The 13,649-nt window shown below is 60.4% G+C and carries 9 protein-coding genes and 1 rRNA gene; 6 read left to right on the top strand and 4 right to left on the bottom strand.

The window, feature by feature from the left end:
- On the bottom strand, positions 1–1,064 hold a 1,064-nt coding region (locus PM2_RS28665), incomplete at its 3' end, for a retention module-containing protein (RefSeq protein WP_042132620.1).
- 964 nt (positions 1,065–2,028) lie between these two features.
- Between PM2_RS28665 and PM2_RS28660 the strand changes: the two genes are divergently transcribed.
- Complete coding sequence (locus PM2_RS28660) at positions 2,029–4,185, top strand: type I secretion system permease/ATPase (protein ID WP_016714386.1); 2,157 nt, start codon at positions 2,029–2,031, stop codon at positions 4,183–4,185.
- A 7-nt stretch (positions 4,186–4,192) separates the two neighbouring features.
- Positions 4,193–5,551: an HlyD family type I secretion periplasmic adaptor subunit gene (locus PM2_RS28655; protein ID WP_174442283.1), complete on the top strand. Its 1,359-nt coding sequence runs from the start codon at positions 4,193–4,195 to the stop codon at positions 5,549–5,551.
- 65 nt (positions 5,552–5,616) lie between these two features.
- Here PM2_RS28655 and lapD read toward each other — a convergent pair whose 3' ends face one another.
- Together lapD and lapG are read right to left on the bottom strand one after the other, a co-directional pair.
- Positions 5,617–7,563, bottom strand: coding sequence for a cyclic di-GMP receptor LapD (gene lapD / locus PM2_RS28650; protein ID WP_028700047.1), 1,947 nt, complete (start codon positions 7,561–7,563; stop codon positions 5,617–5,619).
- Positions 7,564–7,573: 10 nt separating this feature from the next.
- Entirely contained in the window at positions 7,574–8,260 is a 687-nt protein-coding gene (gene lapG, locus PM2_RS28645; RefSeq protein WP_371059104.1) for a cysteine protease LapG, read from the bottom strand.
- A gap of 280 nt (positions 8,261–8,540) precedes the next feature.
- Here lapG and PM2_RS28640 point away from each other — a divergent pair, with 280 nt between their 5' ends.
- The 4 genes from PM2_RS28640 to PM2_RS28625 all read left to right on the top strand — a co-directional run bounded on the left by PM2_RS28640 (position 8,541) and on the right by PM2_RS28625 (position 13,386).
- Positions 8,541–9,230, top strand: coding sequence for a GntR family transcriptional regulator (locus PM2_RS28640; protein ID WP_016714382.1), 690 nt, complete (start codon positions 8,541–8,543; stop codon positions 9,228–9,230).
- A gap of 111 nt (positions 9,231–9,341) precedes the next feature.
- Positions 9,342–9,845 (top strand): sigma-70 family RNA polymerase sigma factor, encoded by a 504-nt coding sequence (locus tag PM2_RS28635; RefSeq protein WP_016714381.1) that lies wholly within the window; start codon positions 9,342–9,344, stop codon positions 9,843–9,845.
- A gap of 4 nt (positions 9,846–9,849) precedes the next feature.
- The gene (locus PM2_RS28630; RefSeq protein ID WP_028700048.1) at positions 9,850–10,806 is read left to right on the top strand and encodes a FecR domain-containing protein; all 957 of its coding nucleotides are present in this window, start codon (positions 9,850–9,852) and stop codon (positions 10,804–10,806) included.
- Positions 10,807–10,971: 165 nt separating this feature from the next.
- Positions 10,972–13,386 (top strand): TonB-dependent siderophore receptor, encoded by a 2,415-nt coding sequence (locus PM2_RS28625; protein ID WP_028700049.1) that lies wholly within the window; start codon positions 10,972–10,974, stop codon positions 13,384–13,386.
- Positions 13,387–13,451: 65 nt separating this feature from the next.
- Here the strand turns inward: PM2_RS28625 and rrf are convergent.
- Positions 13,452–13,567: ribosomal RNA gene (gene rrf, locus PM2_RS28620) — 5S ribosomal RNA — on the bottom strand.
- Between the last annotated feature and the right edge of the window lie 82 nt (positions 13,568–13,649).

The following is a 13,649-nucleotide window of genomic DNA, read 5'->3' as shown; positions in this document are numbered from 1 at the left end:
TTCTCGATGGTGACGCTGACGGTCGAGCCGTTGTTGTAGACGTCGTTCGCCGGGGTCTGGAAGTCGACGCTGCCCTGGGTCTTGCCGGCCTCGATGGTAATGACCTGCCCATTGGACAGGGTCACGGTTACCGGCGTCTGAGCAGGGTTGCTCAGGGTCACGGTGTAAGTGATGACGCCGCCTTCAGTAACGCTTGGCGAAGCAGTCAGTGTCGCAGTGGTCGTATCGATGGTATCGGTCACTTGGGTAACCGCCGGCGTTTGCGGCAATGTCACCGTCAAACCGCCGCCACCGGTGGCACCGGTCACAGTCGCCGAGATCTGCCCACCGTCGATATACGGTGTATCGTTCGCCGGGACCACGACATTGACACTACCGCTGGTCTGCCCGGCCGGAATGACGATCACGGCGCCATTGGACAGGGTAATGACCAGGTTGGTAGTCGGTGCCTGTCCAACCGTGGCGGTATAAACGATTACGCCACCCGCTTCGCTGATGGAAGGAGTGGCGCCAAGGATCAGGTCGGTAGCAACGTTGGTGTCCGTCGTCGGCGTGGTCACCAGGTTGTTGTTGGTGTCACCCAGCAGGCCGACTTCTTCACTGTCCAGCGTGGCTGCAAAGCCCAGCCCTTCAGTGGGGAATCCAACGGTGGGGTCAACCCGGCCCGCCGTTTCTTCGAGCATCACGAAGCTGTGACCACCACCCAGCGCGCCACCACCGCCTGCGGCCGACGGACCGGCTGCGGTAGCTTCAAGCTCGGTAGTCGGGTCGACACCCGCAGCGATCGCCTGCTGCAGCTCTTCCACCGACGGCGCGGCCTGTGCGGTCGCCTGGCTCAGGTCGGTGCTGCTGTCGGGCGTATCGGCGCTCCACTGGCTGTCACGGCCCAGGTCAAGCAGACGGCCATCGGCCAGCTCCAGAGTCACCGCACCGCCCGGGCCAGTGAGCACTTCCTCACCTGCCAACAGGCGGTCCCCCTCGATGAGCACACGACGAATGCCCTCTGGGGATACCGCAATAACCTGGCCGACAATGCTTTTGACGATGGCTACAACGCTGCTCATTGGACTCTCCGTGTGACCCGATGGGTACTTCCCTGCCAGAGCGGCACTGCAAGCCACTTCAGGCGGAACTTATGTCGATGATCTCTTGACGCTTTCTTGCGTCAACATTCCGTCTATAACTTTTTGAAACCGCAACACTGCCAAAGTATTGACCTTATACAGGCCATCCTAAACAATCGGCAATGTAATGTCACATTGATATTTGTACCTTAGCCAACCGTTTGCCGAGGACCAATGTCGTACATCATCAAAAATGCGCTGGCCGTTAAGTTCAGGAGCCTTTTCCACATACGGGCAGATGTCATTACACACTTTAGAAGCACCGTCCATCGGCTACCGTCAAGGTCGTTGGCGTCAACATTCTGGTCACTTCCGCTGCCCTAGGCCCGTGCGCGTTTACAAGCACAAACCTTGCCTGAAGTCACCCGGAAAAGGGTCTGAAACCCAGGCAGAATCAGGGCCGCACTCATGCCATTGCAAACCAAAGCCTGCTATTGATTGCGGCCACCAACAAACGATTTACCGCAGATCAAACAGATAGCGAACCCGCACGCGAATACTGGGCATGGGAATGATGGCAAACCATCGGTGATTACAGAACTACGGTTCAATGTGCAAAGGCTCTTCGCGCGATGAATTTTAATGATCTGCCCGCTTTAAAACGTCAACAAATCAGCGCCTGTTTACTGACAAGCCCGCGAGCCGATCATTCACCCAAACGGCGTTGCCTGGATGGCAGGCTATGCTGCACATGAAACGGATCCCCAACAGGATCAGAAATGAAACAGTCACCGCATGGCTGCGTCTATGCCGTAGCAATAACAACGTAGAATTGTTTACTCAGTGTCGATTCAAGGCGACCATTGGCAGCTGCTTTGCAGCACAATTGAACGTCAGGGTGAGCCGATAGACCTGAACGGCGGCACACCCACCCCACCCACCACAAGGATGAAGAGAGCGCCGCGTGGAATCTGAAGTCAGTCGAGTCCAACTCAGCCACGATCCACGCAGTCAGCATGACGATCCCTTGCTGGATAGTCTGCTGAGCCTGTGTGTCCTGCACCAGAAACCCGCCAGCCGGGTCATGCTGACCACGGGCCTGCCGCTGCCCGCCCAGCGCCTGAGCCCCGAGCTGCTGCCGCGCGCCGCCGCCCGGGCGGGCCTGCAAGGGCGCCTGCTGCAACGCAAGCTGGAGCAGATCCCGAGCATCGCCATGCCGGCCATGTTGCTGCTCAAGGAAGGCCGCAGCGCCGTCCTGCTGGGCTGGGAAAATGAAGATACCGCACGCCTGCTGCTCAGCGAGAGCGACGGTGGCGAGGTGCATGTCAGCCGCGAAGCCCTGCAAAGCGACTACAGCGGCCGGGTGTTCTTTGCCCAGCCGCAACACAAGTTCGACGTCAACCACGGCAACCTGATCCCACGGGCGAAGTCGTGGTTCCGCGACACGCTGCTGCGCAGCAAATGGCTTTATATCGATGCCATTGCCGCCAGCCTGGTGATCAACCTGATTGCCTTGGCCGCGCCGTTGTTCGTGATGAACGTGTATGACCGCGTGGTACCTAACCAGGCTACGTCGACACTTTGGGTGCTGGCCGTCGGCATCGCCGGCGCCTACATTTTCGATCTGATCCTCAAAGGTCTGCGCGGCCTGTGCCTGGACCTTGCCGGCAAGAAAACCGACCTGATCATTTCAGCAACGCTGTTCGAACGCATCGTCGGCATGTCGATGAAGTACCGGCCGGCACGGGTGGGCAGCTTTGCCCAGAACATTCACGAGTTCCAGGGCCTGCGCGACTTCCTCGCGTCGCTGACGCTTACCAGCCTGATCGACCTGCCTTTCACCATCCTGATCCTGGTCGTCATCGCCATCATTGGCGGGCACCTTGTATGGATCCCGGTCATCGCCTTCCCACTGGCCTTGGGCATCGGCTACGCCCTGCAGCGGCCCCTGATGGCGACCATGGAACGGACGATGGCTCTGGCCTCGGAGCGCCAGTCCAGCCTGATCGAGACCCTGGCCGGCCTGGACGCGGTGAAGGTCAACAACGCCGAAAGCGAACGCCAGTACATGTGGGAGCAGACCCTCGGTACGCTCAGCCGCCTGGAGCTGAGGGTGAAGGTGCTGTCTAGCCTGGCGATGAACATCACCCTGCTGATCCAGCAACTGGCGGGCGTGGCGATGATCTGCGTCGGCGTGTACCTGATCATCGATGGCAACCTGAGCATGGGTGGCCTGGTGGCCTGCTACATGCTCAGCGGCCGCGCGCTCGGCCCACTGGGCCAGCTGAACGGCCTGCTCGCCCGCTACCAGCAGGCCAAGGTGACCATGGTTTCCACCGACCACATGATGGAGCTACCGCAAGAGCGTAACTTCGAAGAGCGCCCGCTGAGTCGTAAGGTGCTGCAGGGTAGCGTCGAGTTCCGCGGGGTCGATTTCACCTATCCCAACCAGCAGAACCTGGCCCTGAAGAATATCAACCTGACCATCCGCCCCGGCGAGAAGGTCGGCATCATTGGCCGCAGCGGCTCGGGCAAGAGCTCGCTGGCCAAGCTCATCGTTGGCCTGTACGAGGCCAATGGCGGCTCGCTGCTGGTCGATGGTGTAGACATTCGCCAGATCGACGTCAGCGAACTGCGCCACAACATCGGCTATGTACCGCAGGACATCCAGCTGCTGGCTGGCACGCTGCGCGACAACCTGGTCAGCGGTGCCCGCTACATCGAGGACGAGCTTATCCTGCAAGCTGCCGAGCTGGCAGGCGTGCATGAATTCGCCCGCCTGCACCCGGACGGCTACGAGCTGCAAGTGGGGGAGCGCGGGCAGAACCTGTCCGGTGGCCAGCGGCAGAACGTTGCCCTGGGGCGTGCGCTGCTGCTCAACCCGCAGCTCCTGCTGCTGGATGAGCCGACCAGCGCCATGGACAACACGGGCGAAGAACGCCTCAAACAGCGCCTGCAAGCCGTGGTGGAGGGCAAGACGGTGCTGTTGGTCACGCACCGCGCCTCGCTGCTGTCGCTGGTGGACCGACTGATCGTGATCGATCGCGGACAGATAGTCGCCGACGGCCCGAAAGCCGCGGTCATGGATGCGCTGAAGAAGGGGCAGATCAGTGTTGCATAAGCTGGATATGGGGCAATTCAAGGATGGCCTGAGGCGCTATTTCAAGGGCTCCGACTCACTGGGCGGCCAGCCGCTGCCAGAGGTAAACAAAGCCCTGATCGAGGATGCGCCAAGGGTGGTAAGGCTGACCATCTGGGGCGTGATCCTGTTCTTCGTGTTCATGATCGTATGGGCCAGCGTTGCGCCCATCGATGAGGTCACGCGGGGCGAAGGCAAGGCTATCCCGTCTTCCAAAGTGCAGAAGATCCAGAACCTGGAAGGCGGCATCGTCGCCGAGATCTTCGCCAAGGAAGGGCAGATCGTAGAGGTGGGCCAGCCACTACTGCGCCTGGACGAAACCCGTTTCGCTTCAAACGTGGGTGAAACCGAGGCAGATCGCCTGGCCATGGCCCTGCGGGTCGAACGACTGAGTGCGGAAGTTCAGGACAGCCCGCTCAAGATCGACGAAGAACTGCGCAAAGCCGCACCCAGCCAGGCAGCCAGTGAAGAGTCGCTGTACCAGAGCCGGCGCCAGCAACTGCAGGACGAAATTGGCGGCCTGCAGCAGCAACTGGTCCAGCGCCAGCAGGAACTGCGTGAGTACAGCTCCAAACGCGCCCAGTACGCCAACAGCCTTGAGCTGCTGCGCAAGGAAATCGGCATGTCCGAACCGCTGGTGGCGACCGGTGCGATTTCCCAGGTAGAAGTGCTGCGCCTGCGCCGTGCAGAAGTTGAAAACCGCGGCCAGCTTGACTCCACCGCACTGGCCATCCCGCGTGCCGAGGCCGCCATCCGCGAGGTGCAGAGCAAGATCGAAGAAACCCGTGGCAAGTTCCGCAGCGAAGCATTGACCCAGCTGAACGAGGCACGCACCGAGCTGAACAAGGCGACCGCCACCAGTAAAGCACTGGACGACCGGGTACACCGCACCATGGTCACTTCACCGGTGCGCGGTATCGTCAAGCAGCTGTTGGTGAACACCATTGGCGGAGTCATCCAGCCAGGCAGCGATATCATCGAGATCGTGCCACTGGACGACACGCTGGTCATCGAAGCGAAAATCCTGCCCAAGGACATCGCCTTCCTGCACCCTGGCCAGGAAGCGACGGTGAAGTTCACGGCCTATGACTACACCATCTACGGTGGGCTCAAGGCCAAGCTGGAACAGATCGGTGCGGACACCATCACCGATGAAGACAAGAAGACCACGTATTACCTGATCAAGCTGCGCACCGATCGCAGCCACCTGGGGACTGACGAAAAACCGCTGCTGATCATTCCGGGGATGGTGGCTACGGTGGATATCATGACCGGCAAGAAAACCATCATGAGCTACCTGCTCAAGCCGATCATGAAGGCGCGTTCGGAAGCGCTGCGCGAGCGGTGATAGCAAGTCTGCGCGGCTCATTGTAGGAGCGGCCTTGTGCCGCTCCTACAGGGGATCGGGTTCAGTTAACGCCAGGGCGCAGGTTCGCCAACCAGCTGCCCCTGAATCCCGCCTACACCCATATCCTTCAACACCCGCCGCTCCCCTTCCGTCTCGACCCGCTCGGCAATCAAAGGCAGGTCGATGCTGTGTGCCGCGCGCTGGATCGCTTCGATGAACAGACGCTTGTGCTGCTCTTGGTCGATGTTGCGGATATAGCTGCCATCGATTTTCAGGTACGCCAGGCCCAGGTGCGCCAGGTTGCCGATCATGCTGAAGCGGCCACCGAAACGCTGCAGCGCCAGACCAAAGCCAAGCGCGTGCAGGCGCCGGGTCAGGTGTTCCAGGGCCGCCTGTTCAGGCAACTGCTCCTCACCAATTTCAAACACCAGCCGAGGCCCCATGGCCGTATTCTGGCCCAGCAGCTCGAAGACGCGCTGCAGGGCCTTGGGGTCGGCCAGCGTGGCGGCAGACAGGTTCAGCGCCAGCACCTGGTCATGCCCACGCAAGTGCGCCAGCACTTTCTCCAGCACCAGCACATCCAGCCGAGGCATCCAGCCAAAGCGTTCCAGCCAGGGCAGGAAGCGGCCCGCGGGCAACGCCTCGCCCTGGCCATCCTTCAAGCGCGAAATCACTTTGTGGTGCAGCACCCGTTGTGGCGTGCCGGAGCCCACCACGGGCTGGAAGAACAGTTCGAAATGCCCGTTGATAAAGGCTTGGTCAAGCCGCTCATGCCAGTCGTGCTGGCTGTCCGCCGCAACAGCAGCCACGCCTTGTTCAAGGCACACCCAGCCTGGCGTCGGCTGGTTTTCGGCACGGGCCAGGGCTTCGTCGGCAAGCTTGAGCAACGCCTGTGGTGCATCACCGGGGCTGAACGGCGCAAGGCCGATGCAGGCAACCGGGTCGATATAACTGGCGCCGGTCTCGTGCAGGCTCTGCAGCGTCGCTTCCAGCGCCTGGGCAAGGTGTACCGCTTCCTCATGCACCATGCCCGGCGCCAGCACGGCAAACTCGCCGCCACGGCTGCGGGAAATCAGGTCGTTGGTTTCCGGGAAACTGGCACAGGTACGGCGCAACTGCTCACCCACAGCTTGCAGCAACTGGTCGGTGCGCTGGCCACCCAGGCGGGCGTTCAAACCCGCCAGGCCTTGAACGCGCAGCAACAGCAGGTAGCCCGCGCGCGCTTCTTCCAGGTTGCTCACCCGGGTGTTCAACTGCATCTCGAAATAGCGGCGGTTGGACAGGCCAGTCAAACTGTCCTGGTACGACTCGGCACGCAGCCGCTCGCTGCGCTCGGCCTGCTCGGTGAAAAGGGCCTTGAGCTTCTCGACCATCTGGTTCATTGCCTGCACCACGCGGCGCAACTCCGGTGTACGCGGCAACTCGGGCAGGCTTAGGAATTCGCGACGGGCAATGGCGTGGGATTGCTCGACCATGTAGTCCAGCGGCCGCAACTGGCGGCGCAGCAGCAAGGCACCGAGCACGGCACTGGCGGCACCGCACAGCAGTAGCCAGCCCAGGCTGCCCAAGGCGCTTTGCCAGATCTTGGCAATGGCGAACATCGGGTGGCTGATCACTTCAACGCGCGCGGCCTGCTGCCAGCCACGGCTGACGATGGCGTCCCCGCCGGCAGCCTCCAGGCCGATAAGGTTCACGAACCAGCGGGGTACACCGCCAGGGTCCGGCTCGGCGTGACGCTCCACCAGCACGGCATTGGAACCCAGGTCGACGACCTTGATGCTGGAGTAGTAACCACTGTCGAAGATCGAACTGACCATCAGCTCGACCATCGCCGGGTCGTCGATATTAGGCGTCAGTGACAGCGCCAACGCGGTCGCGGCATCCTGGGCATGCGAGCGCAGCTGGTTGACGTACTGGCTGCGCGAGCTTTCCAGGCTGACCATGAAACTGCCACTGAAGGCGACCACCAGGAACAGGCAAATGGCCAACAGCAATTGTTTGAACAGTGACATCTGTGCTCCTTCAGTAAACAGGCTCGGCCGGGAACCCTTCGGCCTGCATTTTTTTCAGCAAATCCTGCCAGCGTGACAGCCGCTTGGTATCGCCGACCTTCTTGTTGCCCGCGGCCCCCGTCAGCCACAACCCCTCGCCATTGAAGGCGTATACCGGCAACAGGTCGGTACGCTGGCTGGCCGGTTTGATGGCGTCCATCAGGCTATCGAGCACCAAAGGCTGCGCCTGTGGGCTTGAATAATAGGTCAGCACCATATGTGCCCGGTTCTGCCGCAACGCCTTTACGTAGGTGATGCGCAGTTTTTCGCTGGGGATACCCATGCGCCGCAGGCTGAAATACTTGGCGATGGCGTAGTCTTCGCAGTCCCCGGCGCCCTTGATCAAGGCCTGCACCGGTGTGGCCCAGTAATCGACCTCATGCCAGAGGTCGATGTCTTCGACATAGCGCAATTGCTGGTTGAAGAAGCGGTTGACCACTTGCAGCCGCTCAAGCTCATTCCCCTGCTTCTGGGTAGCCATCAGGTTCTGCCAGGCATCGATGCGCCCCTTCCCGGCCCCCAAGGGGCCATACAGGGCCTGCGACTTGCGGCTGATCTGGGAAAAATCCCAATCCGCGTGCAAGCCGCCCAGCAGCAGACTGCCCAGCAGCGCGGCAAAGCCGACACGTCGCACAACGGTTTTGAGCACCCAGGATATCGCCACTGCGAAGCCCTGTTCAGATCAGTCGAAAGCAGCGATGGTGGGGCTTGCCACAGCAAAAGACAATGGCACGCTGCAATCATGCACCCGTTTGTCAGCCCGCCTACACTTTCTGTTTATAACCTTCTATAGGCCGCTTCCTTTGGCAGGCGACTTCATCCACCATAGCCGCGCTTTTGGGGCGCCCGTTCCATTACGGGTACAGGTTTGACAATTCCCATGGGCTGTAACTAGTGTCATTGGATCCAACTTTAGTCATCGTTGAGGCAGACGTCGCGTGGCCGAGAAAATCAAATTGAGCAATGTGCTGGCCAGCGAGCAGCTGTTGCCACACCAGGCCCGTGGCGTTATCGAAGAACGCCTGCGTAGCGCCATTCTCGATGGCCGCTTGCCCCCAGGTACTGCCGTGCGCCAGCAAGAACTCGCCACCTTGTTCGGCGTCAGCCGCATGCCCGTGCGCGAGGCCCTGCGCCAGCTGGAAGCACAATCGCTGCTGAAAGTGGAAATGCACAAAGGTGCGGTGGTTGCGCCGTTGATCGGCGAGGATGCGGTGGACACCTATGCCCTTCGTGTACTGCTTGAGAGCGAGGCGCTGCGCCAGTCCATCCCGCTGCTGGATGCCAGCGACATCGCCAGCGCCCGTGGGTATATCCAACTGCTGGAAAACGAAACCCGCCATGCCGAAATCGGCCGCCTGAACCGCCTGTTCCACATGTCGCTGTACAGCAAGGCGCCAAATAAAAAACTGCTGCGCCTGATCGAGAACGAACTGAACGAAGAAGAACGCTTCCTGCGTTTTCATCTTTCCTCCATGGGCTTGGGCAAACTCACCCAGGATGATCACAACGCACTGGTGGATGCGGCCAGTGACAAGCTGGTCGATGAGGCGGTAACAGTGCTGGAACAGCACCTCAATAGTGGCGCGCGGGTAATCCGTAATTACCTGGATACACAGTTGGGGCGTTAATCCGTCGCCGGCTTTAGGGGCGACGCGAGCTGATGGGTTGCAAATTGATCCTGCCCCGCCAACAATGAGACTAATTATCATTCATGTCCATTGATGCCGGCGCCCTCCTCCATGCCCAGCAACGACTGCGTGCAAACGCTCTATAGTGACCACCACGGTTGGTTGCACAACTGGTTGCGCGGCAAGCTCGGCAACGCCGCCGATGCCGCAGACCTGGCCCATGACACCTTCATACGCCTGCTGCAGCGCCGTGAGCAGTTGCAGCTGAATGCTCCCCGGGCCTTCTTGCGCACAGTCGCGCGTGGGCTGGTAATCGATCACTGGCGCCGCGAGGAGCTGCACAGGGCCTACCTGGAGGCGCTGGCCCATGTACCGGAAGCGCAGGCCCCCTCTGCAGAAACCCGCGAGCTGCTGCTGGAGTTGCTTGAGCGCATTGCACGCATGCTCGACGGCCTCAAACCCAAGGTACGACGCGCATTCCTGCTGGCCCAATGCGAGGGGCTGAAGCACCAGGCCATCGCCGAACAGATGGGAATCTCCGTCCGCACGGTAGAACGCTACATTGCCGATGCGCTCTACCACTGCTACGTGCTGCGCTACGAAGACGAGTGCTGAAGCGATGGCCGCCGCACGCCCTGATGCAAAAGTGGTCAAGCAGGCCATCCAGTGGATGCTGCGGCTTCGTGAAAGCGGGCATGACCCGGCTCTACAATTGGAATGCGCACAATGGCGCAATGCTCGGCTCGAACACGAGCGAGCCTGGCAACGGCTTACACACCTGCATCAAGACCTCGACTTACGTGCCATACCCGGTGCCGGGCTGGCGTTGCAAACCCTGGAAACCAGCCAGCAACGCCTGCACAGGCGGCAGGCGCTGAAGCTGCTTGGCGGCGTTGTCATGGTGGGGTCGGCAACATGGTTGGCCAAAGACATCAATGCCGTCAGTGCATGGGCCTCGGACTATGCCACCGGCACGGGCGAACGACGCGCGTTCACGCTGCCCGATGGCTCATTGATGCAACTCAATACCCACAGTGCAGTGGACCTGGCCTTCAGTGACCAACAGCGTCTGGTCCGCCTGAAGCACGGGGAGATGATGATCACCTGCGGCCCTCGGCATTCCTTGCTGGTACAAACACGTGACGCGCTGCTGGAAGGATTCGAAGGGCGCTTTGTGGCCTACCAGGACAGCGACTGTACGCGCGTAAGCGTCAGCCACGGCAAAGTCGCGATTCATCGACCTGGCAATGGCCAGCTGCTGTGGATCGAAAGCGGACAGAACTGGCGCCTGGATGCTCAAGGCGCGCACCGGCTCGCACACATGGACATGGATGCGATGGCATGGGCCGAAGGGCTGATCGTGACCCAGGACATGCGCTTGGCCGACTTCCTCGCGCAGGTCCGCCGTTATCGTCATGGTTATCTGGGCTGTAGCGACGAGGTTGCCGATCTGCGCTTGTCGGGGGTGTTCCGTCTCGAAGACCCGGAGCAACTGCTGCAGTTGCTGCCGCAAACGCTGCCCGTGAAGCTTCGTCAACGTACACGCTGGTGGGTACGTGTAGAGCGCTTGGCCTGATAAGGCCTTATCGATTTCTGGCGGGTTTTGAATCCCGGTCCGGCTAGGACAGTAAGCGACCCCTTCTGCCCTCAACCCTCCAACGGACCCTTCATGTCTATCAACCCGGTGTTAATGCACACGTTCCAACCAAGCGATCTTCGACCTGCCCTGCAATCGGTACGCTTGCGCCAAGCCATCCGGGCTGCCCTGTTTGGAACCGCCTTGGGCCTGGCATCCGCTTCGCAGCTTTCCGTAGCAGCTGAAACGGCCCAAGTGAGTCATCACTACGCAATCCCGTCCGGCCAGCTCGCTGAGGTGCTCAATCAGTTCGCTCGCCAGGCCGGCATTACCCTGTCGAGTACGCCTGAGCTTACCGATGGCCTGCAGTCCAACGGCCTACAGGGGCAGTACGCTAACGATCAGGCCATGCGCCAGCTGCTCAATGGCAGCGGTCTGGAGGCCGTCAGCCAGGACGGACGTAGCTATGTGCTGCAGGCACAACGCCAGGACGCCGCACTGTCATTGCCCGACACTGATATCCGTAGCTTCACCCTCGGCAATGCACTGGGCAGCATGGAGGGCTACAACGCCACCCACAGCCAGGTGGCGACCAAGACCAGCATGCCGTTGGTCGAGACCTCCCAATCGGTGTCTGTGGTTACCCGCCAGCAGATGGACGATCAGGGCTCACAGACCGTTGCCCAGGCCATGCGCTACACGCCTGGAGTACTGACTAACCCTTACGGTGCGACCCACCGCTACGACTATGTGGCCATGCGCGGCTTCAACGACGGCTCTGTGGATAACATCTATGTCGACGGGCTCAAGTCCATGGGCGACAACGGCACCTACAGCACCATGCAGGTGGACCCGTACTTCCTTGAGCGCATCGACATTCTCAAAGGGCCGTCTTCGGTACTGTACGGGCGAAGCTCACCGGGTGGCCTGGTAGCCCTGACCACCAAGAAGCCACTGTTTACCCCCTACCATCAGGTTCAGGCCACGGTTGGTACCCAGGGCCAGCGCGGGACGGGTTTTGATTTCAGCGGCCCAGTGGACGATGACAAGCGTATCGCTTATCGACTGACAGGCCTGGCGGATGCTTCCGACACACAGTTCGACCACAGCAAGGAAGAACGCTACGCCATTGCACCGGCGATCAGCATCGACTTCACCGAAGACACGTCGCTCACACTGCAAGCGTATCTGCAGCATGACCCTAACGGTGGTTACCACGGCGGCAACCCTGCAGATGGCATGCTGCACAAGCGCAACGGCTTGCGCCTGTCGGATCACTTCTTCGAGGGTGAGCCGGGCATCGACAACTACGAGCGCACACAGCAGTCCTTCAGCTACCAGTTCGAGCACCGTTTCAACGATGTGTTCACCGCACGGCAGAACTTCCGTTACCAGGATTCCGACGTATCCATGGACCAGGTGTATTCGGCCGGTTGGGCAGACGCCGACAGCAACATGCTCAACCGTGCTTACACCGGCGGCGACGAGCGCCTGCATTCGTACATCATCGACAACATGCTGCAGGCGGAATTCTTCACGGGTGCTGCCAAACACACCCTGCTGTTGGGCACCGACTACCAGCGGCGCAAGGCTGACGTCACTTGGCGTTATGGCACGGTCGACCCGTTGGATGCCGGGAACCCGCAGTATGGCAATGGCAACCTTCAGGTACTGGGCGAGAACCGCTACCTGCGGCGTTTGCAGCAAACTGGCGTGTACCTGCAGGACTTGGTAGAGCTGGACCAGTGGCGCTTTTCTTTGGGACTGCGCCAGGACTGGGTGAAGGTGTCTGAAGAGAATCGCGACAGCGATACCAAGGTCAGCGATCAGCGCTCCAAAATGACTACCCGGGCCGGGGTGCTCTACCTGTTCGAGAACGGCATTGCACCCTATGTCAGCTACTCGGAGTCGTTCAACCCTAACACCGTGTCCGACCAGGAAGGCCGTCCGCTGGCACCGACGGAGGGGACGCAATGGGAGGCTGGCATCAAGTACCAGCCACCAGGCAGCGACAACTTGTTTACCGCATCGGTATTCCGTATCGAGCAAGAGAACCTGGCGTCCAAGCAGCCTGACGAAGACTTCTATCGCCCTGTAGGTAAAGTACGTTCCCAGGGGCTAGAGCTGGAGGCGCATGTGCAACTGACCGACAGCTTGAAACTGTTGGGTGGCTATACCTTTACCGACATCGAGTACGCCAAGGCGATGCCGAGCCTGGTGTCGGGCAACTTGGACAACAAAGGCAATTCGCCAACCCAGGCGCCGAAGCAGATGTTCTCGCTGTGGGCCGACTACAACATCCACCAGGGGCCCCTGGATGGCCTGCGGTTGGGCGGTGGCGTGCGGTATGTGGGGTACAGCTGGGTGGATGCGGAAAACAGCATGAAGGTGCCTTCCTACACCTTGTTCGACGCCTCGATCGGCTATGACCTGGGCAAGGTGGGGCTCAAGGGTGTGGATGTGCGCCTTAACGCCAACAACCTTACCAACGAAAGCTACATCACTTCCTGTGCCAGCCTGAACTACTGCTACATGGGTGAAGAACGCAACGTCAGCGCCACGGTCAGCTATCAGTTCTAACGGTATTGGTACCCGGAAAAGACAAAGCCCCTGTCTGCAGTGCAGACAGGGGCTTTGGGTTTGAATCTTGACGATGACCTACTCTCACATGGGGAAACCCCACACTACCATCGGCGATGCATCGTTTCACTGCTGAGTTCGGGATGGGATCAGGTGGTTCCAATGCTCTATGGTCGTCAAGAAATTCTGTGTGCTGGCCCGTCACTCGGACGTGCCTGCGAATCTCTGTAGTTCCTACTTAAAGACAAAACCCCTACCTGCAA

The sequence above is a fragment of the Pseudomonas monteilii NBRC 103158 = DSM 14164 genome, from assembly GCF_000730605.1.
Classification (GTDB): Bacteria; Pseudomonadota; Gammaproteobacteria; order Pseudomonadales; family Pseudomonadaceae; genus Aquipseudomonas; species Aquipseudomonas monteilii.
The sequence above is the reverse complement of the archived record's forward strand: the minus strand, read 5'-3'. Positions and strand labels throughout refer to the sequence as shown.

Excerpts from the sequence above, each read along its gene's own strand:
- PM2_RS28655 (WP_174442283.1), top strand. The coding sequence starts at position 4,193 with ATGGGGCAATTCAAGGATGGCCTGAGGCGCTATTTCAAGGGCTCCGAC.
- PM2_RS28630 (WP_028700048.1), top strand. The coding sequence starts at position 9,850 with ATGGCCGCCGCACGCCCTGATGCAAAAGTGGTCAAGCAGGCCATCCAG.
- lapD (WP_028700047.1), bottom strand. The coding sequence starts at position 7,563 with ATGTCACTGTTCAAACAATTGCTGTTGGCCATTTGCCTGTTCCTGGTG.
- PM2_RS28635 (WP_016714381.1), top strand. The coding sequence starts at position 9,342 with ATGCCCAGCAACGACTGCGTGCAAACGCTCTATAGTGACCACCACGGT.